This is a genomic window from Cryptosporangium sp. NPDC048952 (assembly GCF_043197895.1).
Taxonomy (GTDB): domain Bacteria; phylum Actinomycetota; class Actinomycetes; order Mycobacteriales; family Cryptosporangiaceae; genus Cryptosporangium.
Genome location: NZ_JBICTY010000004.1, coordinates 134178 through 157611 on the forward strand (window position 1 = coordinate 134178; position 23434 = coordinate 157611).

General features: G+C 72.1%; 22 protein-coding genes. 14 read left to right on the forward strand and 8 right to left on the reverse strand.

Annotated features, from left to right (window positions below):
- Positions 1-38: 38 nt before the first annotated feature.
- The 3 genes from ACGFY5_RS23185 (at position 39) to ACGFY5_RS23195 (ending at position 2168) form a co-directional block, all read left to right on the forward strand.
- Entirely contained in the window at positions 39-488 is a 450-nt protein-coding gene (locus tag ACGFY5_RS23185) for a hypothetical protein (protein ID WP_392722788.1), read from the forward strand.
- A gap of 76 nt (positions 489-564) precedes the next feature.
- Positions 565-1416 (forward strand): putative RNA methyltransferase, encoded by an 852-nt coding sequence (locus ACGFY5_RS23190; RefSeq protein WP_392723894.1) that lies wholly within the window; start codon positions 565-567, stop codon positions 1414-1416.
- Positions 1417-1418: 2 nt separating this feature from the next.
- Entirely contained in the window at positions 1419-2168 is a 750-nt protein-coding gene (locus ACGFY5_RS23195; RefSeq protein WP_392722789.1) for an SDR family NAD(P)-dependent oxidoreductase, read from the forward strand.
- 38 nt (positions 2169-2206) lie between these two features.
- On the opposite strand, the gene ACGFY5_RS23200 is transcribed toward ACGFY5_RS23195, so the two are convergent.
- From ACGFY5_RS23200 to ACGFY5_RS23210, 3 genes are all read right to left on the reverse strand, one after another.
- Entirely contained in the window at positions 2207-3190 is a 984-nt protein-coding gene (locus ACGFY5_RS23200; protein WP_392722790.1) for an IPT/TIG domain-containing protein, read from the reverse strand.
- 119 nt (positions 3191-3309) lie between these two features.
- Complete coding sequence (locus ACGFY5_RS23205) at positions 3310-4401, reverse strand: IPT/TIG domain-containing protein (RefSeq protein WP_392722793.1); 1092 nt, start codon at positions 4399-4401, stop codon at positions 3310-3312.
- A gap of 324 nt (positions 4402-4725) precedes the next feature.
- Positions 4726-5424, reverse strand: coding sequence for an HAD family hydrolase (locus ACGFY5_RS23210; RefSeq protein WP_392722794.1), 699 nt, complete (start codon positions 5422-5424; stop codon positions 4726-4728).
- A 41-nt stretch (positions 5425-5465) separates the two neighbouring features.
- On the opposite strand from ACGFY5_RS23210, the gene ACGFY5_RS23215 reads away from it, so the two are divergent.
- The gene (locus ACGFY5_RS23215; protein ID WP_392722795.1) at positions 5466-8186 is read left to right on the forward strand and encodes a DEAD/DEAH box helicase; all 2721 of its coding nucleotides are present in this window, start codon (positions 5466-5468) and stop codon (positions 8184-8186) included.
- Positions 8187-8310: 124 nt separating this feature from the next.
- On the forward strand, positions 8311-9111 hold the full coding sequence (locus tag ACGFY5_RS23220; RefSeq protein WP_392722796.1) for a sensor histidine kinase: 801 nt from the start codon (positions 8311-8313) through the stop codon (positions 9109-9111).
- On the opposite strand, the gene ACGFY5_RS23225 is transcribed toward ACGFY5_RS23220, so the two are convergent.
- Positions 9098-9994, reverse strand: coding sequence for a 5'-3' exonuclease H3TH domain-containing protein (locus tag ACGFY5_RS23225; protein ID WP_392723895.1), 897 nt, complete (start codon positions 9992-9994; stop codon positions 9098-9100). The two genes, ACGFY5_RS23220 and ACGFY5_RS23225, sit on opposite strands and share 14 nt — an antisense overlap.
- A gap of 90 nt (positions 9995-10084) precedes the next feature.
- Here ACGFY5_RS23225 and ACGFY5_RS23230 point away from each other — a divergent pair, with 90 nt between their 5' ends.
- Entirely contained in the window at positions 10085-10411 is a 327-nt protein-coding gene (locus ACGFY5_RS23230) for a GNAT family N-acetyltransferase (RefSeq protein WP_392722798.1), read from the forward strand.
- Between the two features lie 58 nt (positions 10412-10469).
- Positions 10470-11576, forward strand: coding sequence for a M24 family metallopeptidase (locus ACGFY5_RS23235; protein ID WP_392722799.1), 1107 nt, complete (start codon positions 10470-10472; stop codon positions 11574-11576).
- Here ACGFY5_RS23235 and ACGFY5_RS23240 read toward each other — a convergent pair.
- Both ACGFY5_RS23240 and ACGFY5_RS23245 read right to left on the reverse strand, forming a co-directional pair.
- Entirely contained in the window at positions 11573-12223 is a 651-nt protein-coding gene (locus ACGFY5_RS23240; RefSeq protein WP_392722800.1) for a response regulator, read from the reverse strand. The genes ACGFY5_RS23235 and ACGFY5_RS23240 overlap by 4 nt on opposite strands.
- Complete coding sequence (locus ACGFY5_RS23245; RefSeq protein WP_392722803.1) at positions 12220-13476, reverse strand: sensor histidine kinase; 1257 nt, start codon at positions 13474-13476, stop codon at positions 12220-12222. Before ACGFY5_RS23245 ends, ACGFY5_RS23240 begins: the two co-directional genes overlap by 4 nt.
- A 164-nt stretch (positions 13477-13640) precedes the next feature.
- Here ACGFY5_RS23245 and ACGFY5_RS23250 point away from each other — a divergent pair, with 164 nt between their 5' ends.
- From ACGFY5_RS23250 to ACGFY5_RS23270, 5 genes are all read left to right on the forward strand, one after another.
- Positions 13641-14228, forward strand: a complete 588-nt coding sequence (locus tag ACGFY5_RS23250) for a hypothetical protein (RefSeq protein WP_392722804.1) — start codon at positions 13641-13643, stop codon at positions 14226-14228.
- 96 nt (positions 14229-14324) lie between these two features.
- On the forward strand, positions 14325-15911 hold the full coding sequence (locus ACGFY5_RS23255; RefSeq protein WP_392722806.1) for an amidohydrolase: 1587 nt from the start codon (positions 14325-14327) through the stop codon (positions 15909-15911).
- 902 nt (positions 15912-16813) lie between these two features.
- The gene (gene lnt, locus ACGFY5_RS23260) at positions 16814-18487 is read left to right on the forward strand and encodes an apolipoprotein N-acyltransferase (protein WP_392722807.1); all 1674 of its coding nucleotides are present in this window, start codon (positions 16814-16816) and stop codon (positions 18485-18487) included.
- A gap of 5 nt (positions 18488-18492) precedes the next feature.
- Positions 18493-19296 carry a polyprenol monophosphomannose synthase gene (locus ACGFY5_RS23265; RefSeq protein WP_392722808.1) on the forward strand — a complete coding sequence of 268 codons (804 nt, stop codon included), beginning with the start codon at positions 18493-18495 and terminating at the stop codon, positions 19294-19296.
- Between the two features lie 52 nt (positions 19297-19348).
- Positions 19349-19873, forward strand: coding sequence for an FxsA family protein (locus ACGFY5_RS23270; RefSeq protein ID WP_392722809.1), 525 nt, complete (start codon positions 19349-19351; stop codon positions 19871-19873).
- A gap of 114 nt (positions 19874-19987) precedes the next feature.
- Here ACGFY5_RS23270 and ACGFY5_RS23275 read toward each other — a convergent pair whose 3' ends face one another.
- Positions 19988-20332: an RNA polymerase-binding protein RbpA gene (locus ACGFY5_RS23275; protein WP_035856302.1), complete on the reverse strand. Its 345-nt coding sequence runs from the start codon at positions 20330-20332 to the stop codon at positions 19988-19990.
- 317 nt (positions 20333-20649) lie between these two features.
- Between ACGFY5_RS23275 and ACGFY5_RS23280 the strand changes: the two genes are divergently transcribed.
- Positions 20650-20886 (forward strand): hypothetical protein, encoded by a 237-nt coding sequence (locus tag ACGFY5_RS23280; protein ID WP_392722810.1) that lies wholly within the window; start codon positions 20650-20652, stop codon positions 20884-20886.
- A gap of 282 nt (positions 20887-21168) precedes the next feature.
- A complete protein-coding gene (locus ACGFY5_RS23285; protein ID WP_392722811.1) occupies positions 21169-22596 on the forward strand; it encodes a dihydrolipoyl dehydrogenase family protein in 1428 nt (475 codons plus the stop codon).
- A gap of 106 nt (positions 22597-22702) precedes the next feature.
- On the opposite strand, the gene ACGFY5_RS23290 is transcribed toward ACGFY5_RS23285, so the two are convergent.
- Entirely contained in the window at positions 22703-23362 is a 660-nt protein-coding gene (locus ACGFY5_RS23290; protein ID WP_392722813.1) for an FMN-dependent NADH-azoreductase, read from the reverse strand.
- Positions 23363-23434 lie beyond the last annotated feature (72 nt).

A 23434-nucleotide genomic window follows, 5' to 3' on the forward strand; every position in this document is an offset into this window, starting at 1 on the left:
GCCGTCCGGCGCCCCCCGGCCGGCTGAGAGGACTCCCTGTGCCTACCCGCCTGATCCGCGCGCGGTTTCCGCAGCTCAGCCGCGCGCGTGCACGGTGGGGCGCCGTGCTGGTCGGCCTCACCGTGACGATGGGAGTCCTGGTCGCCCCCGCGCCGGCGCAGGCGGATCCGTATTGGCGCGTGCAGGTGTACGTGACGCCGGGAAAGTCGTCGTGCTCGTTGCGGTGGGTGCGTAGCTACTGGGACGGTCCGGTCAACGCGTACAAGGTGTGGGTCGTGCCGCAGGAGGTCGGTCCGAACGCCCCGCAGACCTATCGGCAGGTGAGCGTCACGCCGCCCTCAGCCGGGGGGACCGCCAACGTGCGGATCGGGTCGCTGACCAAGGGCGCCGGGTATGTGTTCTGGCTCCAGGCGTTCTACCCGAGCTACTTCCGCAACGGCCCGATCAACATGCAGGTGGCCACCAGTCGGGTCTGCATCCCGACCTGACGCCTGCTCTCCGCCCGTGCGTCCCGGGATGGAAGGATGCTCGCGGCGGATCGGCGAGCGGGCGGAGGACTGCACGGTGCTGGCGGACATCGTCGATCGCCTGCGGTGCCCGCACTGTGCCGGTGATCTTGCGCTCGATGTCCGTACCCTCCGTTGCCCGAACGGCCACACGTTCGACGTCGCCAAGCAGGGCTACGTCAGCCTTCTCACCGGCCACGCCCCGGCTGTCCCGGGCGACACCGCTGCGATGGTCGCCGCCCGCGAGTCGTTCCTGACCGGCGGTCACTTCGCCGGCATCACCTCCCTGCTCGCGGCCCGCGCGGCCGCGCTACCCGCCGGCGTGCCCGCGGCCGCCGGGGATCGGTGCGTGCTCGATCTCGGAGCTGGGACCGGGCACTATCTGGCCTCGGTGCTCGACGCGCTGCCGGGGTGGACGGGGATCGCCGCCGACATCTCCGGATACGCGCTGCGCCGGGCGGCGCGGGCTCACGCGCGCGCTGGAGCTGTCCGCTGTGACGCGTGGCGGCCGCTTCCGCTCAAAAACGGCGCGGTGGACGTCGTCATCAACGTTTTCGCTCCGCGCAACGGGGCGGAACTGAACCGCGTGCTGAAGCCCGGCGGGGTGGTTCTGGTGGTCGGGCCGACGGACCGGCACCTGCGGGAGCTCGCGAGCGCGGTGGGAGCGGTGTCGGTGGACCCGCGGAAGTCCGACCGCCTGGACGCGGCGCTGGGGCCGCACCTGACGCGCGTGGGCAGCGAAGAATACGAGACGACGCTGCGGCTGAGCCATGCGGAGGCGGTCACCGCCGTGGCGATGGGGCCGGCGGCGTGGCACGTGGAGCCGGACGTGCTCGCGGAGCGGGTCGGTGCGCTGCCCGAGCCGGTGGACGTCACCGTGTCGGTGACGCTCAGTACCTACAGGAGGTGACGGTGGAGCTGTTCTCGCTGGCCGGACGGGTGGCTCTGGTGACCGGCGGTAGTTCCGGGATCGGTCGGGCGATGGCGTCGGCGTTGGTGCGGGCGGGTGCGCGGGTGGTCGTCGTTGCGCGCGGCCGGGAGGCGCTGGACGCGACGGTCGCGGAGCTGGGTCCCTCGGCTGCCGCCGTGAGCGCGGATCTCGGGAGCCGCGCCGAGGTGGCGCGCGCCGCCGAGGAAGCCGTGGCGATCGTCGGTGAGCCCGACATCCTGATCACCGCCGCCGCGATCAACCACCGGCCGTCGATGGACGAGCTCACGCTCGACGACTGGGACGCGACGATCGAGCTCAACCTGACCGCGCCGTTCCTGCTCGGGCAGCGGTTCGGGCCGCGGATGGCCGAGCGGGGATGGGGGCGGATCGTGCACGTGTCGTCGCAGCAGGCCGTGCGGGCGTACCTGAACAGCGGGGCGTACGGGGCCTCGAAGGGCGGCGTGACGGCGTTGACGCGGTCCCAGGCCGAGGCGTGGTCTGCGCGGGGTGTGTGCGTGAATTCGGTGGCGCCGGGAGTGGTGCGGACGCCGTTGACCGCGCCGGTGTTCGCGGATCCGTCGAAGGCGGCGGCGATGGCCGCCCGGACGATGATCGGCCGCAATGGCGAGCCCTCCGACTACGAGGGCATCGCGGTCTTCCTCGCCAGCGACGCGTCGGCCTACGTCACCGGCCAGACGATCTTCGTGGATGGTGGGTTTTCGGTGCACTAGGGAGATGGCGGGCCCCGAAACGGGGCCCGCCCTTGGCATCAGCCCAGGTCGGTGTACGTGTACGTGGCGCCGGCGGTGATGCCCTGCGTCGCGCCGTTCGCCGGGGTGAAGTTCACCGTCACCGGTCCCGCAGTGCCGGCGGGGATGTTGGTGCAGGTGACAGTGGTGTCTTCCTTGGTGCCGGTTCCCGCCGAACACGTCGCGCCGACCGCGTCGAACTGCCAGCCCGTGGCGCCCTTGAGACCCACGCCGGTGATCGTGACGGCGGGCTTGTCGCTGGTGCCATTCGTGCCGGCCGTGGGTCCGCTCATCACGCTGAGCTTCGTGATGACGGCGACGTACTTCGCGTTGGACGCGTCCGGGGTCCCCGTCACGCCGTCGCTGAGCACCGACACCGATACCGTGCCGCCGGTTGCGGTCGGCGTCCCGGCGGGCGCGGTGATCGCGAGAGTGTCGCTGCTCCCGCCGTACGCGACCTTGGCGACGGCCCCGTTGACGGTGGCGGTGATCTTCTTGCTGGTGATGTCGCCCGAGGAGCTGACGCCCGCGCCGGTGATGCTGGCGTTGAACGTCGTTCCGCCGGCCGCGCTCAGCTTGGTGTTGGACGGAACGGTGACGGTGATCGGCGCGATGTACGTGAAGTTGTCGGTCGTGGTGTCGGCGCTCGCTCCGTTGGCGTTCGTGACGAAGACCGAGACGCTGTTGGTGCCGGCCGGCGCCTTGACCGCGATCTGCGTGTCCGACAGGACGATGACGTTCGTGGCAGGCGTGCCGCCAGCCGCGGTGGAGCCGAACGTGACACCGCTGGACTCGTTGACGCCGTTGAAGCCCGTTCCGGTGATCAGAACCGCCGTGCCGCCGGACGTCGATCCCTTGGCAACGCTGAGTGACTTGACTGTCGGTTCGCCGGCGGCCTGGGCAATGCCCGCGAATCCGAGGGCGCCGGCCAGGCTTCCGGCAGCCAGTGAACCGGCCAGCGCGGTCGCGGCCAGGCGGCCCGGGCGGCAGGAGGTATCGAGCATCTCTGTCTCCATGCGAGAGCGGGGTGGTGCCGCGCCGATGCGCGGCAGTAACACTCATCACAAACCAGACAAACATGAACTAATGGGCTTAACAACTACCGCCACTGGAAAACGGATGGTCAGAGGTCGGTGTAGACGTAGATCGAGCCGGCGGTGACGCCGGCGGTGCGGCCGTCGGCGAAGGTGGGCTGCACGGGGGCGGCGCCCGCCGTGCCTGCCGGGATGTTCGCGCAGGTCCAGGTCGTGTCTTCCTTGCCGCTGACCGCGGTGCAGGTGGCCTTCGCCGAGCCGATCGAGAAGCCGGTCGCCCCGCTCAAGCCCACGCCGGTGATCGTGAGGGCGGGCTTGCCGGCGAGGCCGGTCGTGCCTGCGACCTTGCCGGAGACGGCGCTGAGCTTCGTCACGACCGCGACGTACTTCGCATGGGCGGTGTCCGCGGGTCCCGTGACGCCGTTGTTCGCGATCACGACCTTCGCCGGGTTCTTGGACGGCGTGCCGGCCGGGGCGACGAGGTCGACGTGGGTGGCGTCGGCCCAGGTCAGGGACGCGGGCGCGCCGTCCACGGTCGCGGTGATCTTCTTGGCCGCGAAGGTGCTCTGGGAGGTGCCGAGGGTGAGGTTCTTGCCGGTGAGCGTCACCCGGACGCTGGTGCCGCCCGCCGCGGAGAAGCTGGTCTTGTCCGGGACGGCGACTGTGATCGGGTCGAGGTAGGAGAAGTCGTCGGTGGGGGTGTCGGGGCTGGTGTTCGTGCCGTCGGTGACCGAGATCTGGATCTTGGTGCCGGTTCCTGCGGGGGCGGTGGCGGCGATCTGGGTGTCGGAGAGGACGAGGAAGGCGGTTGCCGGGGTCTTGGCGAACAGGACCGAGGACTTGTTCGACGGGTCGACTCGGCTGAAGCCCTTGCCGGTGATCACGATGTTCGTGCCCCCGGCGGTGTTGCCGTAGGCGCTGTTGAGGCCGGTGATCGTGATGACGCTCGCGGTCGGCTTCGCCGAAGGCTTGGTGGTCGCGCTCGGCTTCGGGGTGGCGCCGGGCTTCGGCGTCGAACTCGCCTTGGGCGTGGCAGTAGCCTTCGGCGTCGCCGAAGCCTTGGGAGCGGCCGACGCTGCGAGTGCGGGCGACGCAGCAGCGAGCGCACCGACGCCGAGGGCGCTGGTGCCGAGCAGTGCGACGACAGCGGCGGTACGCCGGGCGCGGGTGTGACGAGCCACGAGAGTCTCCTCCGAGCGACAGGATCGGCTTCGAAGGAGACGTCGGCGGCCCCCGGTGCCACTCGGGCCCCTCCCGGGAGCAGCCCGGGAGCGCACCCGGCCGCGCCCCGCCCCGGCACCCGTCAGCCCCGGCGCAGCACCCGCCTGCCCCCGACCGCAGCCCTCGCCCGCGCCCCAGCGCGGCAGCCGCCCGCGCATCCGCGCCCGCGCATCCGCGCCCGCGCACCGGCACCGCGACTGCGCGCCGCGCCCGGCAGAGCCGGTCAGCCGCCGGTCAGCCGCCGGGCAGCCGCCGGGCAGCCGATCAGCCCCGGGCGGAGCCGGCTAGATGCCTGCCAAGGCCAGCACCGCGTCCAGGCCGTGCACAGCCCCCGGCGGGCTCGCCGGTAGGACGAGAGCTGGCATGTTCACCTCGACCGCCCCCGCGTCCGCGGTGGTGTCGCCCACCATGAGAGCCCGCGCCGGCTCCACCCCCAGCTCCTCGCACGCCGCGGAGAAGATCTTCGGGCTCGGCTTCATCGCGTCGACCTCGTACGAGAACACGAACGCGTCGATCCACTGCGTCAACCCGTGATGGTCGAACGTCGGCCGCAGATCGTGCGCAATATTACTGACCACGGCCACGCGCACTCCGTGCGCCCGGAGAGCGGCCAAAACAGGAGCCGCATCCGCATACGGCACCCACGCCTCCGGCGGAAACATCGCGTCGTACAGCGCCGAAGCCAACCGCGGATCCGGCAGGTCAGCCCGGGTCATCAGCGCGATGTACGCGTCCCGGTGCTGCTCGACGGAGAGATCACGGGTCGCGTAGGCGTCGACGTGCGGACCGGTCAGGTCGGACGGGGCCGGACCACCGGGCCGACCGGCCCACAGCAGTCGCTCGACCATCGCGGCCGATTCGGCGTCGTCAAATGTGAGGCCCAGCGGCGCGGCCGCCCGGCGCAACCAGTCCAACGGCGGCTCCACCGCGAGCAACGTGCCGGAGAAATCGAACAGGACGGCGTCGATCGGACGAAGAGACACGCTTCAATTTATCTCTCGCGCTCTCGCGTAGCCTTGGCCGCATGAGCACCCCCGCCGAGCAGTATGCGGCGGCGCGTCGGCGTGCCGGCCACCCGGCATACACCGACTTCACCGCGCAGCTGTCGTTTGATCTTGATGACTTCCAGCGGGAGGCCTGCGAGGCGCTCGAACACGGGCGTGGGGTGCTGGTGTGCGCCCCCACCGGCGCCGGCAAGACCGTCGTCGGAGAATTCGCAGTGCATTTGGCTCTTCGCCAGGGCACCAAGTGCTTCTACACGACGCCGATCAAGGCTCTCAGCAACCAGAAGTTCAACGACCTCGTCGCCCGGTACGGCTCGGACAAGGTCGGCCTGCTGACCGGCGACAACGCGATCAACGGCGACGCGCCCGTGGTGGTCATGACCACCGAGGTGCTGCGGAACATGCTGTACGCGAACTCCGCGACGCTCACCAACCTGGCCTACGTCGTGATGGACGAGGTCCACTACCTGGCCGACCGCTTCCGCGGCGCGGTCTGGGAGGAGGTGATCATCCACCTCCCCGAGTCGGTCTCGCTGGTGTCGCTCTCGGCGACGGTCAGCAATGCCGAGGAGTTCGCGGAGTGGCTGATCACCGTCCGCGGCGACACGGCCGTGGTGGTCTCCGAGCACCGCCCGGTGCCGCTGTGGCAGCACATGCTCGTCGGCCGCCGCATGTTCGACCTGTTCACCGAGAAGGCCACCGGCCAGACGACGCACAAGGACGTCGATCCGGAGCTCACCCGCTACGTGCGTGAGCAGCTCCGGAAGGTCCAGTACACCCGCTCCGGCCGCCCGATCCGGGCGAAGAACCTGGTGCCCTACCGGTCCGACGTCATCGAGCGCCTCGACAACGCCGGCCTCCTGCCGGCGATCACGTTCGTGTTCAGCCGCGCGGGCTGCGACGCCGCCGTGCAGCAGTGCATGGCCGCGGGCCTGCGCCTCACGACGCCCGACGAGCGCGCCGAGATCCGGAGCATCGCCGAGGAGCGCACCCGTGACCTGGCTGCCGAGGACCTGCAGGTTCTCGGCTACTGGGAGTGGCTCGACGGCCTGCAGCGCGGACTGGCCGCCCACCACGCCGGGCTGCTTCCCGTGTACAAGGAGGTCGTCGAGGAGCTGTTCGTCCGCGGCCTGGTCAAGGCCGTGTTCGCCACCGAGACGCTCGCGCTCGGCATCAACATGCCGGCCCGATCGGTCGTCCTCGAACGGCTGGTGAAGTTCAACGGCGAGACGCACGTCGACCTCACTGCGGGGGAGTACACGCAGCTCACCGGCCGTGCGGGGCGTCGCGGTATCGACGTCGAGGGTCACGCGGTCGTGGTGTGGTCGCCGGAGATCGACCCGCGTCACGTCGCGGGCCTGGCTTCGACCCGTACCTATCCGCTCCGTTCGAGCTTCCGGCCGTCGTACAACATGGCCGTCAACCTGGTCGGTTCGGTCGGGCGCGAGCGCGCCCGCGAGCTGCTGGAGACGTCGTTCGCGCAGTTCCAGGCCGACCGCGCCGTCGTCGGCCTGGCCAAGCAGGCCCAGCGTCAGCACGACGCGCTCGACGCCTACCAGGAGTCGATGACCTGCCACCTCGGTGACTTCGCCGAGTACGCCGCGCTGCGCCGGCAGATCAAGGACCGCGAGAACGCGCTGGCCAAGCAGGGCGCCAACCAGCGCCGCGCCGCGGCCGCGGACTCGCTGGAAAGACTGCGCATCGGCGACGTCATCATGGTGCCGACGGGGCGTCGGGCCGGTCTCGCGGTCGTGCTCGACCCGGGCGCGGAGCCGCTCGGTGAGTCCCGCCCGCTCGTGCTCACCGCCGACCGCTGGGCCGGGCGCCTGTCCCTCGCCGACTTCACGAGCGAGATCGACGTCCTCACCCGCATGCGGGTGCCCAAGCACTTCAACCACCGGGCCCCGCAGGCGCGTCGCGACCTGGCGTCGGCGCTGCGGACGGCGGCGTCGGACCTGGCAGCGGTGCGCAAGAAGAAGGGCCGCGCCGCGGCGGCGGACGACGAACTGCTCGGGGAGCTCCGTGCTGCGCTCCGGCGTCACCCGTGCCACGGGTGCAACGAGCGGGAGGACCACGCGCGCTGGGCCGAGCGGTTCGACCGCCTGTCGAAGGAGACGCACCAGCTCGAGCAGCGCGTCCACAACCGCACGAACTCGCTGGCGCGCACGTTCGACCAGGTCTGCGGCCTGCTCGAAAGCCGCGGCTACCTGGACGGCGAGCGGGTGACCGACGCCGGCCGCGGCCTCGCCCGGATCTGGTCGGAGTCCGACCTGCTCGTCGCCGAGTGCCTCCGCGCCGGGGTCTGGGATGGGCTGTCCGCGCCGGAGCTCGCCGGTGCGGTGTCCGCGCTCGTCTACGAGGCCCGTCGGGCCGACGAGAGCCCGACGCCCGTGCCGAGCGGACCGTTGCGCGAATCGCTCGCCGTCGTCGGTCGGCTCGCCTCAGAGCTCCAGGGCGACGAGGGGGAGCGCGGCCTGTCACTCACGCGCGAACCGGACTACGGCTTCGTCTGGCCGGCGTACCGGTGGGCGCGGGGCGAGCCGCTGGAGAAGGTGCTCACCGCCGCTGCGGGCATCGAGGGCGAGATGCCGGCCGGTGACTTCGTGCGCTGGTGCCGGCAGGTGCTCGACCTCCTCGACCAGATCGCGGGAGCTGCTCCGGCCGACAGCGGCCTCCGCTCCACCGCCCGGCAGGCCATCGAAGCCACCCGGCGAGGCGTAGTCGCCTACACCGCCCTTTAGTAGGCGGCCTCCGGGTTCACGCAAATGCTTCGTTACGGCGCGGCATGGGAGGCGTTATCGGTGTTTTGTGTGCTTAAAATCCTGCATTCCGGGCGATCGGTGTAGTCAGCTGGCAGGAGGTTCGGTGCGGCACGACGGTAATGGGGTTCCCGGCGCCCGGGAGGCGGCGGACGGAGTCGATGTCGCCGCGGACCACGCGGAGTTCTCGGAGGCGTTCTTCCCTCCGGGCAACGGTCAGCACGACTTCATCGACGACTTCGTCGACCTGGTCGGCCATCACTTGCGGACACCGCTGACCGCGATCCGCACCTTGCTCGAACTGCTCGCCGACGACAGCTCAGGCGGGCTGGACCCGGCGACGGCCCGGCGACTCGTCGGCGCGGTCCAGGCCAACTCCGACCGCATGCTGCGTGTCATCGACACGCTCCTGCTGCTCGCCCGGGCCCGGCACGCCGAGTCGGCGCGTGACCACGTCCCGGTCGACCTCGCGGCGGTCGTCGACCGTGTCGGGTCGGCGATGGCACCCGCGGCCGACGGCAGCGGCATTTCGATGACCGTCGAGGCGACCGATCCGGTGTGGACGGTCGGCGATCCGGTACTGCTCGAGCGCGCGATCGGCCACCTGGCGAACAACGCGCTGCGCTTCACCGACCGCGGTGGCCGGCTGAGCCTGCGCGCGCTGGCCGAACCGCGTCCCGCGATCGAGGTGCAGGACACCGGTGTCGGTATCCCAGCCGAGCGTCAGCCGGGGCTGCTGCAACCGCTCGTGCTGACGCAGGGCGTCGGCGCCGACGACGACGCCCACCTGGGGCTGGGCACGGTCAGCGCGATCGCCCGGGCACACCAGGGCGACCTCGACGTCCGGTCGGCGCCCGGCCGCGGGACCACGTTCCGAATCACCTTTCCGATGGTCAGGTCGAACTAAGAGCCTTCGTGAGGCGGGCCGCCGCGCTCTCCAGGCCCCACCGCTCGGCGAGCGCGACCACCCGGTCCGGATCGACCGGCGTGACCGGCAGCGCATCGGTGACCGGCGGGATCGGGATGTCCCGCGCCACCTTCACGACGTCCGGCGCGACCGCGAGGTACTCCCGGGCGGCGTCCAACCGCTTCCAGGACGACGCCGGGAGCGCGGAGTTGCGCGCGTCGACGGCCGCGAGCAGGCCGGTCAGGTCACCGAACCGGCCGAGCAGGCCCGCCGCGGTCTTCTCGCCGATGCCCGCGACGCCCGGCAGCCCGTCGCTCGGGTCGCCCCGCAGGGTCGCGAAGTCGGCGTACTGGCTCGGCTCGACGCCGTACTTCGTCCGCACGGCCGCCGCGTCCATCTCCTCCAGCTTCGCCACGCCACGGCCGGTGTAGAGCACCCGGACGCCGTTCGCGTCGTCGATCAGCTGGATGAGGTCCCGGTCGCCGGTGACGACGTCCACCGGGCCCGGACCGCGGGTGGCCAGCGTGCCGATCACGTCGTCGGCCTCGTACCCGGCCGCACCCACGGCGGCGATGCCGAACGCGGCGAGGACCTCGAGCAGCACCGGCACCTGGGGCGCCAGTTCGTCCGGAACTTCCTCCTCGTCCGGCTCGCCGGCGACGCGGTGCGCCTTGTACGACGGCACCAGCGCCACCCGCCACGCCGGGCGCCAGTCCTCGTCCAGGCAGGCGACGAGACGGGTTGGCCGGAACCTGGTGACCAGCGTCGACGTCATGTCCATGAAGCCGCGCACGGCGTTGATCGGAGTGCCGTCCGGCGCCGTGATCGACGTCGGGACACCGTAGAACGCACGGAAGTACATGCTGGCCGCGTCGATGAGCATCAATGCGCCGGGTGCTGTCGTCACGCCCTAGAGCCTGCCAGACTTCGCCACACCGGTCGCGCAGGTCACACGCCTGGGACAATGGTTCGCATGACACAGGACAGTCTGGTGATCACCGACGCGCCCGACGACAACCGGTACGAAGCGAAGCTGGACGGTGCGCTGGCCGGCGTCGTCGAGTACCAGCTCGACGGCGACGTCATCATGCTCACCCACACCGGCGTGCCGCCGGAATTCGAAGGCAAGGGCATCGCGTCCCAGCTCGCCCGGTACGCGCTCGACGACGCACGCAGCCGTGGCCTGGACGTGTTACCGCGCTGCCCGTACATCGCCGGCTGGATCGCCCGCCACCACGACTACCTGGACCTGGTTCCGGCGGCGTCGCGGTCGCGGTACAAGTTGCCTGCCTCCTCCTGAGGCCACCGCACCGGCAGAGGGCCGGAAATCGTCGGGGGTCCGTCGTAGCCTGAACAGCATGTCTGAGCCCCTCTATCCGTCCGACCGGCTGCGGGTGGCCCAGCAGGCCACCGCCGCGGCCGGTCTGGATGCGCTCCTGCTGACGCCCGGCGCCGACCTGCGGTACCTCACCGGCTACGACGCGCACGCGCTCGAGCGGCTGACCTGCCTCGTGCTGCCTGCCGACGGCGATCCGGTGCTGGTCGTCCCCGCGCTGGAGGAGGCGGCCGCGAAGGCGTCGCCGGCCGGTGGCCTCGACCTCGAGATCCGCGCATTCGGTGAGGGGGAGGACGCGTACGCGCTGATCCGGGGCTTCTTGCGTGCTCCGCAGCGCCTGGGGCTGGCCGACCGGATGTGGGCCGAGCAGGTCCTGGCGTTCCGGGCCGCGTTCGGAGGTGCGGAGCAGCTTCTCGCCGGGGGTGCGCTCCGGCCGTTGCGCGTGCGGAAGTCGTCCGCCGAGATCGAGGCGCTGCGCCGGGCCGGGCAGGCGATCGACCGGGTGCACGAGCGGATGGGGGAGTGGCTCATCGCCGGGCGCACCGAGGCGGCCGTCGGGCGCGACATCGCCGACGCGATTCTGAGCGAGGGGCACGCCACGGTGTCGTTCGTGATCGTCGGGTCCGGGCCGAACGGTGCCAGCCCGCACCACGCGGTGTCCGACCGGGTGATCGAGGACGGTGACCCGGTCGTCGTCGACATCGGCGGGGTCACCGTCGACGGTTACTGCTCCGACTCCACGCGTACGTACGTGCTCGGAGCCCCGCCGGAGGGGTTCGCGACCGCCTACGCGGTGCTGCAGGAGGCGCAGGAGGCCGGAGTCGCCGCGGTGCGGCCTGGGGTCACCGCTTCTTCGGTCGACGCCGCGTGCCGCGACGTGTTGACGGCCGCGGGCTACGGCGACGCGTTCATCCACCGCACCGGGCACGGCATCGGGCTCGAGGAGCACGAGGAGCCGTGGATCATCGGCGGCAACGACACGGTGCTGGAAGAGGGCATGGCGTTCAGCGTCGAGCCCGGGTTCTATCTCGCCGGTCGGTTCGGGGCGCGGATCGAGGACATCGTGGTGTGCGGTTCCGACGGTCCTGACCGTCTCAACGTGACCCCCCGAACCCTGACACTCCTTTAGGCGAGGCCGCGGTCCCGGGCGTAGAGGGCGGCCTGGGTGCGGTCGCGGAGGTTCAGGCGGCCGAGGATGTGGGAGACGTGGTTCTTCACGGTGCCTTCGCTGACGACGAGAGCGGCGGCGATCTCGCGGTTCGTGGCGCCTCGGGCGAGCCAGCGCAGCACGTCGACCTCCCGGGCGGTGAGCCCGCCCGGTGAGGGGGCCGGTTGCTCGCCGCTGCGGTCGGCAGCGGCGAGAAGTCGGGCGGTGACCGCTGGGTCGAACTGGTCGACGCCGGCGTGCGCCATTTTCACGGCGCGGGCCAGCTCCGTGGCGGGGAGGTCCTTGAGCAGGTAGCCGTTGGCGCCTGCCCGGAGCGCCCGCACGACGTACTCCTCGTCGTCGAACGTCGTCAGCATCACGACCCGGCAGTCGGGCGCTTGCCGACGCACCGCGGCCGTGGCCTCGACGCCGTCGGAGGCCGGCATGCGCACGTCCATCAGGACGACGTCGGGCTTCAGCCGCACGGCCAGTGCGACGGCTTCCCGCCCGTCGGCGGCCGAGCCGACCACCGTGATGCCGTCCTCCAACGCGAGCAGCGACGCCACCCCTTCCCGGACCAGCCGCTGATCATCAACGACCAGCACCCTCGTCCCACTGTCGTCGCTCATCGTGCGGCGGTCGCTCGGGAGGGTGCGGGCGCCGGAATGCGGGCGGTGAGGGTGGTGCCTGCGCCGGGTGGGCCGGTGAATTCCAGCGCGCCGCCGACGGCCAGCACCCGCTCTCGCATGCCGAGGAGACCGTGGCCGGTCGCGCCGGTCGCGCCGGTCGCGCCGGTCGCGCCGGTCGCGCCGGTCGCGCCGGGGGCGCGGGGGAGGCCGGAGCCGTCGTCGCGGACGGCGAGGGTCGTGGCGTCGGGTGCGAAGTGGACGGTCACCGAGACCGAACGTGCGCCGGCGTGCCGCAGGGCGTTCGTGATGCCCTCCTGGGCGACGCGGAACAGCACGTCCTCGACCTCGGCCGGACACCCCGCCTCGCCGGAGGCGGTGCAGGTCACCGCCACACCGGTGGACCCGAGCCGACCCACCAACTCACCGAGCCGCACCGCGAGCGGCTCCACGCTCACGAGCGGCTCCGGCGCCCCCCAAGCCTCGCGCCGCGCGACCGAATCGGGCGGCGCGGGCGCACCGGGTGGGTCGGTGCGCAGGGCGGACACTGAGCGGCGGACGTCGGCCAGGGCCTCGCGGGCCGAGGCGCGGGCGTCGGTGACCGCCTGGTCGGCGACCGAGGAATCGCGCGCCCGGTACGCGGTGGCCTTCTCGAGCTGGATCGTCACCGCGGTGAGGTGGTGACCAAGGCTGTCGTGCAGATCGCGCGCGACACGGTTGCGCTCCTCCGCCGCCGCGAGCACCCCCACCCGTTGCTGGGCGGCCGCGAGCTCATCCACCAACCGCTCCGCACGGGCCCGATCGGCATCGGCCGCCACCGTCGCCGCGGCCATCGCGACCGCCAGCACCAACCCGACCCCGAACATCACCAGATCACCGAGCGCCTCACGGTCGGAGAACCAGCCCGGCGAGGCGAGCGTCCACCACGTGACCAGCGCGACACCGCACCCCGCCGCGGTGAGGTGCCCCGCGCGTCTCCCGCGCATGAGATACACGGCGAACGGCACCAACAGGAACAGCACCCGCGCGAGCCCGGACGTGTCAGCCGCAACCACCACCACGATCAGCACGACGCGCCCGAGCATCAGCTCGCCCCGGAACCGCTCCAGCGCGAGCAACGCCAGCAGCCCGGCCACGAACACCGCACCCCGCCACGGAACGACGGGCGCCAGCCCAGCGACCCCGAAGTACAGCCCACCGGCGAGCACCGTGCCGTACAACGTGGACGCCACCCGAGCCAGCGTTCGTCCGCCCATGCCCCCACGGTAAGCGCCGCACCACCTGCGGAGAATCCGCCGAACGGCATAGGCCCCTGGTCACGGGTACCCGTGCCGACCGGCTCCGGAACGCGCCCGGCGGCACTGCTGCCGGGAACCCCGGCGTCCCTACGTTCGAGGCCCCGCTACCGAAGGAGCCTTCGATGACCGACTCCGCCCGCTACCGGCTGGCTGCCGCAGCCGGCCTGCTCACCGGCGTCCTGCTGCTGTTCAACGACCTCCGCCGCGAAGACCTCGTTCCGGAGAACGTGGTCACGGAGAGCATCGCGCCGGTGCCCGCCGTGATCGCCCTCTTCGCGCTCACCGGTCTCTACCTCTGGCAACGGCACACCGCCGGCACGCTCGGACTCGTCGGCTACGCCCTGAACCTCGCCGGCGTCGCCGGATTGCTGATCGCGGAGTTCGCGGGCCACTTCCTGTTCGCGGACCTCACCACGGCGGAGGTCGACGCGCTCCTCGAAGGCCGGGCCCGGGTCGGTTTCCTGGTGATCGCCGCGGTGTTCGCGCTGGGTGTGGTGCTGTTCTCGATCGTCTCCTGGCGTTCCTACCCCCGCTGGGCGGTGGCTCTGTACGCGGTCGGGTTCCTGTTCGCGGCGCTGCGCGGCGCGGTCCCCGACGTCGTGGTCTCCGTCGGCTTCCTGCTCGGCTCCGTCGGGCTTCTCGGCCTTTCGTGGACGCTCTGGAGCGCGTCGTCGCGCGCTTCGACCCGCGCGGTGGCCGCCGCGGTGTAGCCGTGGCGCGGCCGCCGGGTGGCCGTGGGCGTGACCCGGCCCACGCGGCGCGACGCCCGGCGGGAAGTGTCGGTCGCGGGGAGCAGAATGGGTCCCATGGCGACGCTCTACCGCAACGGCGAGGTCTACAGCCCCGCAGATCCCTTCGCGACCGCGCTGCTGGTCGAGGGCGATCGGGTGCTGTTCGTCGGCTCCGACGACGCCGCGGAAGCGGCCGCGTTCGGCGCCGACGAGGTCGTGGACCTGGCGGGTGCGCTGGTCGTGCCGGGTTTCGTCGACGCACACGTGCACGCGACCCAGACCGGCCTGGGCCTTCTCGGGCTCGATCTCACCGGCACCCCGTCGCTCACCGCGGCGCTGGACGCGCTCGCCCGGCACGTCGCCGAGCACCCCGGCGTCGTGCTGGGGCACGGGTGGGACGAGACCGCGTGGCCCGAGGGGCGTCCGCCCACCACGGCGGAGCTCGACCGGGCGGCCGGTGACCGTCCGGTCTACCTCGCCCGGGTCGACGTGCACTCAGCTGCGGTGTCGAGTGCGCTGCGTGCCGCGGCGCCGGGCGTCGAGGGCCTGACCGGGTACGACGCTCAGGAACCGGTCACCCGCGACGCCCACCACGCCGTCCGCCGGGTCGCGCTGGCCTCGGTCACCCCCGCGCAGCGGGTCGACGCCCAGCGCGCGGTCCGGGCGCACGCCGCGAGCCGGGGCATCGTGGCGCTGCACGAGTGCGGCGGGCCCGACATCGGTGGTGAGGACGACTTCACCGGTCTGCTGGCCCTGGCCGCGGCCGAACCCGGGCCCGACGTGTTCGGCTACTGGGGCGAGTGGCGGTCGGCGGCGAAGGCACGGGAACTGGGTGCGGTCGGCGCCGGTGGCGATCTCTACGTCGACGGTGCGCTCGGCTCCCGCACGGCCGCGCTGTCCACGCCGTACGCCGACGATCCGAGCGGCAGCGGTCATCTCTACGCCGACGCCGACCAGATCGCCGAGCACCTCGTCGATTCGGTGCGGCACGGCAGCCAGGCCGGGTTCCACGCGATCGGCGACCGCGCGCTCACGGCGGTCGCGGAGGGCTTCGCGCTGGCGGCCGACGTCGTCGGGCTCGACAAGCTGCGCGTGGGCCGCCACCGCATCGAGCACGCGGCGATGCTCGACACCGCGCTGATCAAGGCGCTGGTCAACCACGGGGCGGTCGCGAGCATGCAGCCCGCGTTCGACGCCGCCTGGGGTGGGCCCGACGGCATGTACGTCCGGCGGCTCGGGGCGCAGCGGGCCGAGACGCTGAACCCGTTCGCGGCGCTGGCCGGGGTCGGAGTTCCACTCGCGTTCGGATCGGACGCTCCGGTCTCGCCGCTCGACCCGTGGGGCACGGTCCGGTCGGCCGCGTTTCCGCACAACTCCCGGCACGCGATCAGCGTCCGCGCGGCGTTCGCGGCCCACACCCGGGGCGGCTGGCGCGCGCTCGGGCGTGACGACGGCGGCATGCTGGTGCCCGGCGCGGTCGCGTCGTTCGCAGTGTGGGACGTGGAGGAGTTGGTGATCCAGGCGCCCGACGATCGGGTCGCCCGGTGGAGCACCGACCCGCGGGCCGGCGTCCAGGGTCTGCCCGCGCTGGGTGAGGGGGCCACCCCGCCGCGATGCGTGCGCACGGTCGTCCGAGGTGGAACGGTGTTCACCGCGGAGTGAGTCCACGAGGCGGGATGACACGCCCAATGTCCGCTTTGTCTCATCCAGCGAGGCTGATTTCCCTTCGTCACGGCTGACCAGGCATGATGTCCGTACTGTCGGCGAAAGCCGGTATTGACAGAAGACGGACGACAATTACGGTGACGAGGTAACTTCCTCGGGCATCGGACGGCGGCGGAACGTCCCTTTGCTAGCTGGGCAAACGCGGTGGCGCCACCGCAGGGGCCAGGTCCAGCAGGCGAAGGGTGGCGGGACGACGACGGTCGCGGCCGGTGCCAGGTCGCGGTGATGGTGGTGACGGAGGGTCAGTAGACAACGTCTGGCGTAGCGGGCAGCCAGCCGCTCCGCAGTCGGTCCGAAGGTCCTCCTGAACTCCTCCCGTACCGGTCGGGGAGCTGAAGAAGCAGGGGCGCGGCGTGCACGCCGCGCCCCTGTGGCGTGTTTTGTGGCCGCACGGTTGGGGCGGCGGTTCTACCACAGCCTGTCGGCGGCATTCCTCGCCACACCCGGCCCCGGATCGCCGGACGTGTGGGCACAATCGTTGCCAGGACACGACCCTCCCGGGTCGGGAGGGAGGTTCGGTGCTGCCACGAAGCGACGCGAAGAGCGGGTCGCCCGCCGTCGTAGCGACCACCCCACCCCCGGCCCCCGCCACCGGTCCCGCCCCCGCCGCGCCCACCCCCGCGTCCGATGCGCCCGCGTCCGCGCCTGTGGCGTCCGCGTCTGCGGCGTCCGCGTCTGCGGCGTCCGCGTCTGCGGCGTCCGCGTCTGCGGCGTCCGGGGCTGCGGCGTCCGGGGCTGCGGCGTCCGCGCCGGAGGCATCCGCGTCTGCGGCGTCCGGGCTTGAGGCTGCGGCGGACGTGCCTACGTCCGCTGCGCCTGCGGCCGATGGTGCCGCGCCCGTGGCTGAGGGGCGGCGGCGGAGGTGGCGGCCCTGGTCGAAGGCGACAGTTGATCCGGAGCGGCCGCCGGTCAAGGGGTGGCTTGCGGCGTTGTTGGCGGTTGGGTCCGGGGCGTTGCTCGTTCCGGCGTTTCCGCCGCACGACCTGTGGTGGCTCGCGCCGGTCTCGGTCGCGATGCTGGCCGTCGCGGTGCACCGGCAGCGCGCCCGGCGCGGCGCGTGGCTGGGGCTGCTGCACGGCCTGGTGTTCTTCGTGCTCCTGCTCGAGTGGGTGGGCATCTACGTCGGCGAGGCGTTCGTCTACCTGCTGGGCGCCGTGGAGGCCGCGTACGTCGCCGGACTCGGCGCGATGCTGGCCGCGAGTTCACGGGTCATGGACCGGTACCGCTGGAGCTGGCCGCTGGTCGTCGGTGCCGGGTGGGTCACGCAGGAGGCGGTACGCGGGCGCTGGCCGTTCGGCGGCTTTCCGTGGGGTCGGCTGGCGTTCGCCGAGACCGACGGCCCGCTGCTGCACCTCGCTTCGGTCGCCGGCGCTCCGCTGGTGACTTTCGCCACCGCTGCACTCGGCGGCCTCCTCGTCGCCGCCCTCTGGCGCCCCTGGCCTTTCAGCGCGCACGTGGCACCCCGGCGCGCGGCAGTGCGCGCGCCGGCAGTGCGCGCGGAGGCGTGGCGCGCGGGGGCGTGGCTCGCGGCGGTCGGGGTGGTGCTGCTGGGGGCTTGGTTCGTACCGACGCCGAAAGCGACCGGGCAGAACGTCACGGTCGCGGTGATCCAGGGCAACGTGCCGCGCCTGGGCCTGGACTTCAACGCCCAGCGCCGTGCGGTGCTCGACAACCACGTCACCCGCACGCTGACGCTGGCCCGCGACGTCGCCGCCGGAAAGGCGAAACAACCTGACCTGGTCATCTGGCCGGAGAACGCATCCGACATCGACCCGTTGATCAACGAGGATGCCCGCGCCGAGATCGACGAGGCGGCGAGCGCGATCAAGGCACCGATTCTCGTCGGCGCGGTGCTGCGCGGCCCCGGCGAGTACCTGACCAACGCCGGCCTCGTCTGGGCGCCCGGCGAGGGCCCGGTCGACCGCTACGAGAAGCGTCACCCGGTGCCGTTCGGCGAGTACATCCCGATGCGCGAGCTCGCGCGGAAGGTCACGACCAAGGTCGACCTGGTCCGCCGCGACTTCAAGGCCGGCACCGAGATCGGCGCGGTCGGCATGCCGACGACGAACGCCGGCGTGGTCCAGGTCGGCGACGTGATCTGCTTCGAGGTCGCCTACGACAGTCTGGTCACCGACACGGTGAACGCGGGCGCGCAGATCCTCGCGGTCCAGACCAACAACGCGACGTTCGGCCTGAGTGGCGAGAGCCCCCAGCAGGTCGCGATGGCCAGGCTCCGTGCGGTCGAGCACGGCAAGTGGTCGGTCGTAGCGTCGACGAGTGGCATTTCAGCCACAATCGGCCCGAACGGGCGCATCTACGACCATGCGGGTCTCTTCTCGGCCGGAACGCTGATCCGGTCACTCGCGTTGTCACAGGACCGTACGCTGGCCACCGCATTGGGCCAGTGGCCGGAAGCGGCGTTCTGCACGCTGAGCGGGGTCGCGTTGGTCGCGGCCGCCGCTCTGCGGCGACGCCGATCCGCCGGCGTAGGACGACTGACGGAGGAAGGCTGACACCGATGACGGCCGAGAAAATGGAGCACGACACCGGCCCGGCCGCGAACCGTGAGGAATATCCCGGTCTGGGGAACGTGGTCGTCGTCATCCCCACGTACAACGAGGCCGAGAACATCCGGCAGATCGTCACCCGGCTCCGTCGCGCGGTGCCCGAGGTGGAGGTGCTGGTCGCCGACGACGGGTCGCCCGACGGCACCGGTGCGATCGTCGACGAGATGGCCGCGGCGGACCCGCGGGTGCACGCGCTGCACCGCACGAGCAAGGAAGGGCTCGGCGCGGCCTACCTGGCCGGCTTCGCCTGGGCCGCCGAGTACGGGGCCGACGTGATGGTCGAGATGGACGCCGACGGCTCCCACGACCCCGACGAGTTGCCGCGTCTGCTCAACGCGCTGCGTGACGCCGACGTCGTGATCGGCTCGCGCAAGGTGCCGGGCGGCAAGATCGTCAACTGGCCGATGTCACGGGTGATGATCTCGCACATCGGGAACCTCTACACGCGGCTGGCGCTGAGCATCCCGGTCAAGGACAGCACCGCGGGGTACCGGGCGTACCGCTCCGAGGTCATCGCGGCGATGGACATCGGCGCCGTCGCGTCGCAGGGGTACTGCTTCCAGATCGACATGGTCTACCGGGCCTGGAAGGCCGGCTATCGGGTCCGTGAGGTGCCGGTGACGTTCGCCGAGCGGGAGCGCGGGCACAGCAAGATGAGCTCGGACATCGTCCGCGAGGCGCTGTGGCGGGTGGGGCTCTGGGGTGTCCAGGCCCGTCTCGAGACCGCGAAGAAGGCGATCGACAAGCTCCGCTGAGAGGCTCCTGAGAGTTCCGGCCGGTCGTGCGGACCGGCCGTACGCTTGGGGTATGCGAGCCTTTCTTGCCGCGTTCATCGCTCTGATCGTGGCCGCCATCGTGGAGATCACCGTGCTCATCCGCGTCGGCCAGGAGGTCGGGCTCGGATGGACGTTCCTGCTGCTCATCGGCAGCGCGATCCTGGGTAGCTGGTTGCTGCGCCGCGAAGGGGCCCGGGCGTTCCGGGCTCTGCGCGAGGCCGCGGCGGCCGGCCGTACCCCGGCGAAGGAGACCGCCGAAGGGGCGGTCGTGCTGGCCGGTGGGCTGCTCATGATCCTGCCGGGCCTGATCAGTGACGTCGTCGGCATCCTGCTGCTGCTTCCGCCGATCCGGTCGCTCGCCGGGCGTCTGGTGCTGCGGTCGGCCGCGCGCCGGATGCCGCCGGAGGTCAGCAGCGCGTTGCTCGGTCCGATGCAGGTCCGTTCGCGCCGGGTGAAGGCCGACGCCGCTGCCGCGCCGGGCCAGGGTGAGCCGATGCCGCCCCGCGAGTTCTCGCCGGGCCGGGGCACGGTCATCGAGGGCGAGATCGACCGCTGAGGCCTGAACGTTCTGGCGGGCTATGACCCGCCAGAACGTTCACGCCTCGGGTACACGACGAACCCGCCGCCCCTTCGGGCGGCGGGTTCGTCATGTCGCTGGTAGTACCCGCTATCAGGCGGAGCGGCTCCGCCGGCCTCGGAGGACTTCCAGGCGCTCGGCCAGGACCTCCTCGAGCTCGGCGACCGTGCGCCGCTCCAGGAGCATGTCCCAGTGCGTGCGCGGCGGCTTGGCCTTCTTGGCCTCTGGCTCGTCACCGTCGATGATCCGCGCCACGGTACCGTCGGCACGGCATTCCCACGTGATCGGAATCTCCGCGTCGGCGGCGAAGGGGACCGTGAACCGGTGCCCACGCGGGCACAGGTACTCTCCCTGCTGGCGGGGCGCCAGCTCCGTGTTGCGGTCGGTCTCGTAGCTTACGGCTCCGAGCCGACTACCGCGCAGCGTGCGCTCACCCATCTGCATCAACCCCCTGGCGTCTGCGGTCAGCCACCGGTACCAACGACGATGACGGACAGAAGATTCCGCCGTCGTTGACTTATGTGCCCAGCAGCACAGCACCGCATGCGCGTATGCGGCAACTCGTTACAAGGAGGACACGCGTGGAGCACACGAGCGAGGTTGGATCCACCAGCGATCGGTCTCGGCAGATCGTCCTCGCGGTCGCGCTACTCCGCTTGGCCGTCGGCGCCGTGTCCACCGCACAGCCTACCGTGCTGGCCCGGGGACTGGGCATCGATAGCGCCACGGCGGGACGAGCATCGTTTATCGCCCAAATGTTCGCAAGTCGGGAGATCGCGATCGCGCTCGGCACCGGATTCGCGGTGGTGCGTGGCGGTCCGGGCGCCCGTCCGTGGCTGTTGGCGTCGGCGCTGGCCGACGGTGCGGACGCCGTGACACTCGTCACCGCCGCGCGCCAGGGCCGGGCAGCGAAGCTCCCCAGCTACGCCGCGGCAGCCGGGGCCGTCGCCGCCGTCGGCGCCGCCCTCTGGGCCGCCACCCGCCCGCGCTGACCCTGCCCATCCCCTCCCGCGGACCCAGCCGCGCGCTGCCGCATCCCTGCCGCATCCCTGCCGCATCCCTGCCGCGCCCCGAGCGGTCCCGTTCCGGCGCGCCCTGGGGCGTCCGCACGGGACCGCTTCGCGGACCGCGCCAGCGGACGGCGCCAGGGGACGGCGCCAGGGGGCGGCGCGCCGGGCCGCGGGCGTCACGTGCAGTGACCGTCGCAGGGATCCGCTACCGTGCGCTCGGCCGGACAACACCGGTCGGCGACTACGGAGAGACAGGCGGCGAGCATGGCGGTGTCGGGCGGGGACGAGTACGACGTGATCGTCGTCGGTGCCGGGCCGGTCGGGGAGAACGTGGCCGACCAGGTCGTCCACGGTGGCCTGAGCGCGCTCGTCGTCGAGCGGGAACTGGTCGGCGGCGAGTGCTCGTACTGGGCCTGCATCCCGAGCAAGGCCCTGCTGCGCCCGGCCGCCGCCCTTGCCGACGCCCGGCGGGTCGACGGCGCCGCCACCGCGGTCCGCGGTGGCCCGAACCCCGAGCAGGTCCTGGCCCGCCGCACCGCGTTCGTGCACAACTGGTCCGACGACTCGCAGGTCGGCTGGCTGGATTCGGCCGGCATCGCCCTGGTGCGTGGCACCGCCCGCCTGGTGGGGGAGCGGCAGGTCGAGATCCGCACCCGCGACGGCGGGGCGCGGCGGGTTACCGCCCGCCAGGCGGTCGTGGTCGCCACCGGCAGCCGGGCCGTGGTGCCCGACGTGCCCGGCCTGGCCGAGGCCGACCCGTGGACCAGTCGGGACGCGACGTCGGCGACAGCGGTCCCCGACGAGCTGGCCGTACTCGGCGGCGGCGTCGTCGGCTGCGAGATGGCCACCGCATTCGCCTCGCTGGGTAGCCGGGTGACGTTGATCGCACGCGGCACGAGCCTCCTGCCGCGGCTCGAGCCGTTCGCGAGTGAATTGGTGCTCACCGGCATGCGCGCCGCAGGTGTCGACGTGCGGCTCGGTGCGATGGTCGCCGCCGTCGAACGCGACGCGACCGGCGTCAGGATCGAACTGGCGGACGCGGAGACGACCCGCACGGTCCGCGCGGACGAGATCCTGGTCGCGACCGGTCGGGTGCCCGCCGTCGACGGGCTCGGCCTCGAGGTGGCCGGGGTCGTCGACCTGCAGGTCGACGACAGCTGCCGCGTCGTCGGTGTCGACTGGCTCTACGCGGCGGGCGACGTCAACGGGCGCGCGCTGCTGACGCACATGGGCAAGTACCAGGCCCGGGCGTGCGGGGCGGCGATCGTGGCGCGGGCCGGCGGTGACGCGGCCGAGCCCGCACCGTGGAGCCGCTACGCCGCCACCGCGGACCACGCCGCCGTGCCGCAGGCCGTGTTCACCGACCCGGAGGTCGGGGCCGTGGGGCTCACCGAGGCTGAGGCGCGGGACGCCGGGCTGCCGGTCCGGGCGGTGGAGTACGACCTGGCGCAGGTGGCCGGGGCATCGCTCTTCGCCGACGGGTACCTCGGCCGGGCGAAGTTCGTGATCGACGCCGAGCGCGAGGTGATCGTCGGGGCCACGTTCGTCGGCGCCACCTCCGCCGAACTCGTGCACGCGGCCACGATCGCCATCGTCGGTGAGGTCCCGCTCAGCCGCCTCTGGCACGCCGTGCCGAGCTTCCCGACGATCTCCGAGGTCTGGCTCCGCCTCCTGGAGGCTTACAGCAGTTGAAGGCGGCGCAGCCGCCGTTGTACTGACCTGGAGCCCGCCGAAGGCGGGCTGCCAGACGAGCGCGAACTGGTACTCAAGGGCTCGCGCTCGCCTGGCAGCATCGTTCTCAGCGGGCCGCGCTCACAAGGCGCTGGCCGATGGTGCGGCCGTGGGCCTCGGCGGTGGTGTGGGCCGACTGGAGCAGCTGGGCGGCCAGGGGGCGGAGGTCGGCCATGGCCGGGTTGACCTCGGCCAGCGTCAGCTCGGCCTCGACGATCTCGAGGTCCAGGCCCCACATGTCCGCGAACACGCGGCGCAGGTACGGCGTGTTGTGGTCCCATCCCTCACGCGGGGTGCCGGGGCCGTAGCCGCCGCCGCGCACGGTCACCAGCACCGCGGGTCGTCCGGCGATCGCCGAGGTCGCACCGGGCGTGAACGCCGGGGTGGTCAGCAGCGTGTCGACCCACAGCTTCACGTGGTGGGGGATCGCGTAGTTGTAGAGCGGGATCGCGAACAGGAACGCGTCCGCGGCGACGAGTTCGTCGGCCAGCGTCGTGGCCAGCGTGACCGCGTCGTTCTGGGCGACCGAGCGGTTCTCGGCCGGGGTCATGCCGGCGCCGACGGCGGTCGCCCAGGTGGTCGACGGCAGCGGCTCGATGCCCAGGTCCCGGCGGATGATGCGGGCGTCGGGGTGCTCGGCCTGCCAGGCGGCCTGCACGGTGTCGGCGACCGCCCGGCTCACCGAACCTTCGGCGCGGATGCTGGCGTCAAGGCGGAACAAAGTCACGAGAAACTCCTCGAGCAGAACAAATGTGTGGTCTCACCACTGAGCTGTAGCCAAGATAGTATGTACAGCAGA

Coding starts and splice junctions, on each gene's coding strand:
- ACGFY5_RS23200 (WP_392722790.1), bottom strand. CDS start 3,190: ATGCTCGATACCTCCTGCCGCCCGGGCCGCCTGGCCGCGACCGCGCTG.
- ACGFY5_RS23215 (WP_392722795.1), top strand. CDS start 5,466: ATGAGCACCCCCGCCGAGCAGTATGCGGCGGCGCGTCGGCGTGCCGGC.
- ACGFY5_RS23225 (WP_392723895.1), bottom strand. CDS start 9,994: ATGCTCATCGACGCGGCCAGCATGTACTTCCGTGCGTTCTACGGTGTC.
- ACGFY5_RS23230 (WP_392722798.1), top strand. CDS start 10,085: ATGACACAGGACAGTCTGGTGATCACCGACGCGCCCGACGACAACCGG.
- ACGFY5_RS23235 (WP_392722799.1), top strand. CDS start 10,470: ATGTCTGAGCCCCTCTATCCGTCCGACCGGCTGCGGGTGGCCCAGCAG.
- ACGFY5_RS23240 (WP_392722800.1), bottom strand. CDS start 12,223: ATGAGCGACGACAGTGGGACGAGGGTGCTGGTCGTTGATGATCAGCGG.
- ACGFY5_RS23245 (WP_392722803.1), bottom strand. CDS start 13,476: ATGGGCGGACGAACGCTGGCTCGGGTGGCGTCCACGTTGTACGGCACG.
- ACGFY5_RS23250 (WP_392722804.1), top strand. CDS start 13,641: ATGACCGACTCCGCCCGCTACCGGCTGGCTGCCGCAGCCGGCCTGCTC.
- ACGFY5_RS23255 (WP_392722806.1), top strand. CDS start 14,325: ATGGCGACGCTCTACCGCAACGGCGAGGTCTACAGCCCCGCAGATCCC.
- ACGFY5_RS23265 (WP_392722808.1), top strand. CDS start 18,493: ATGACGGCCGAGAAAATGGAGCACGACACCGGCCCGGCCGCGAACCGT.
- ACGFY5_RS23270 (WP_392722809.1), top strand. CDS start 19,349: ATGCGAGCCTTTCTTGCCGCGTTCATCGCTCTGATCGTGGCCGCCATC.
- ACGFY5_RS23275 (WP_035856302.1), bottom strand. CDS start 20,332: ATGGGTGAGCGCACGCTGCGCGGTAGTCGGCTCGGAGCCGTAAGCTAC.
- ACGFY5_RS23280 (WP_392722810.1), top strand. CDS start 20,650: ATGTTCGCAAGTCGGGAGATCGCGATCGCGCTCGGCACCGGATTCGCG.
- ACGFY5_RS23285 (WP_392722811.1), top strand. CDS start 21,169: ATGGCGGTGTCGGGCGGGGACGAGTACGACGTGATCGTCGTCGGTGCC.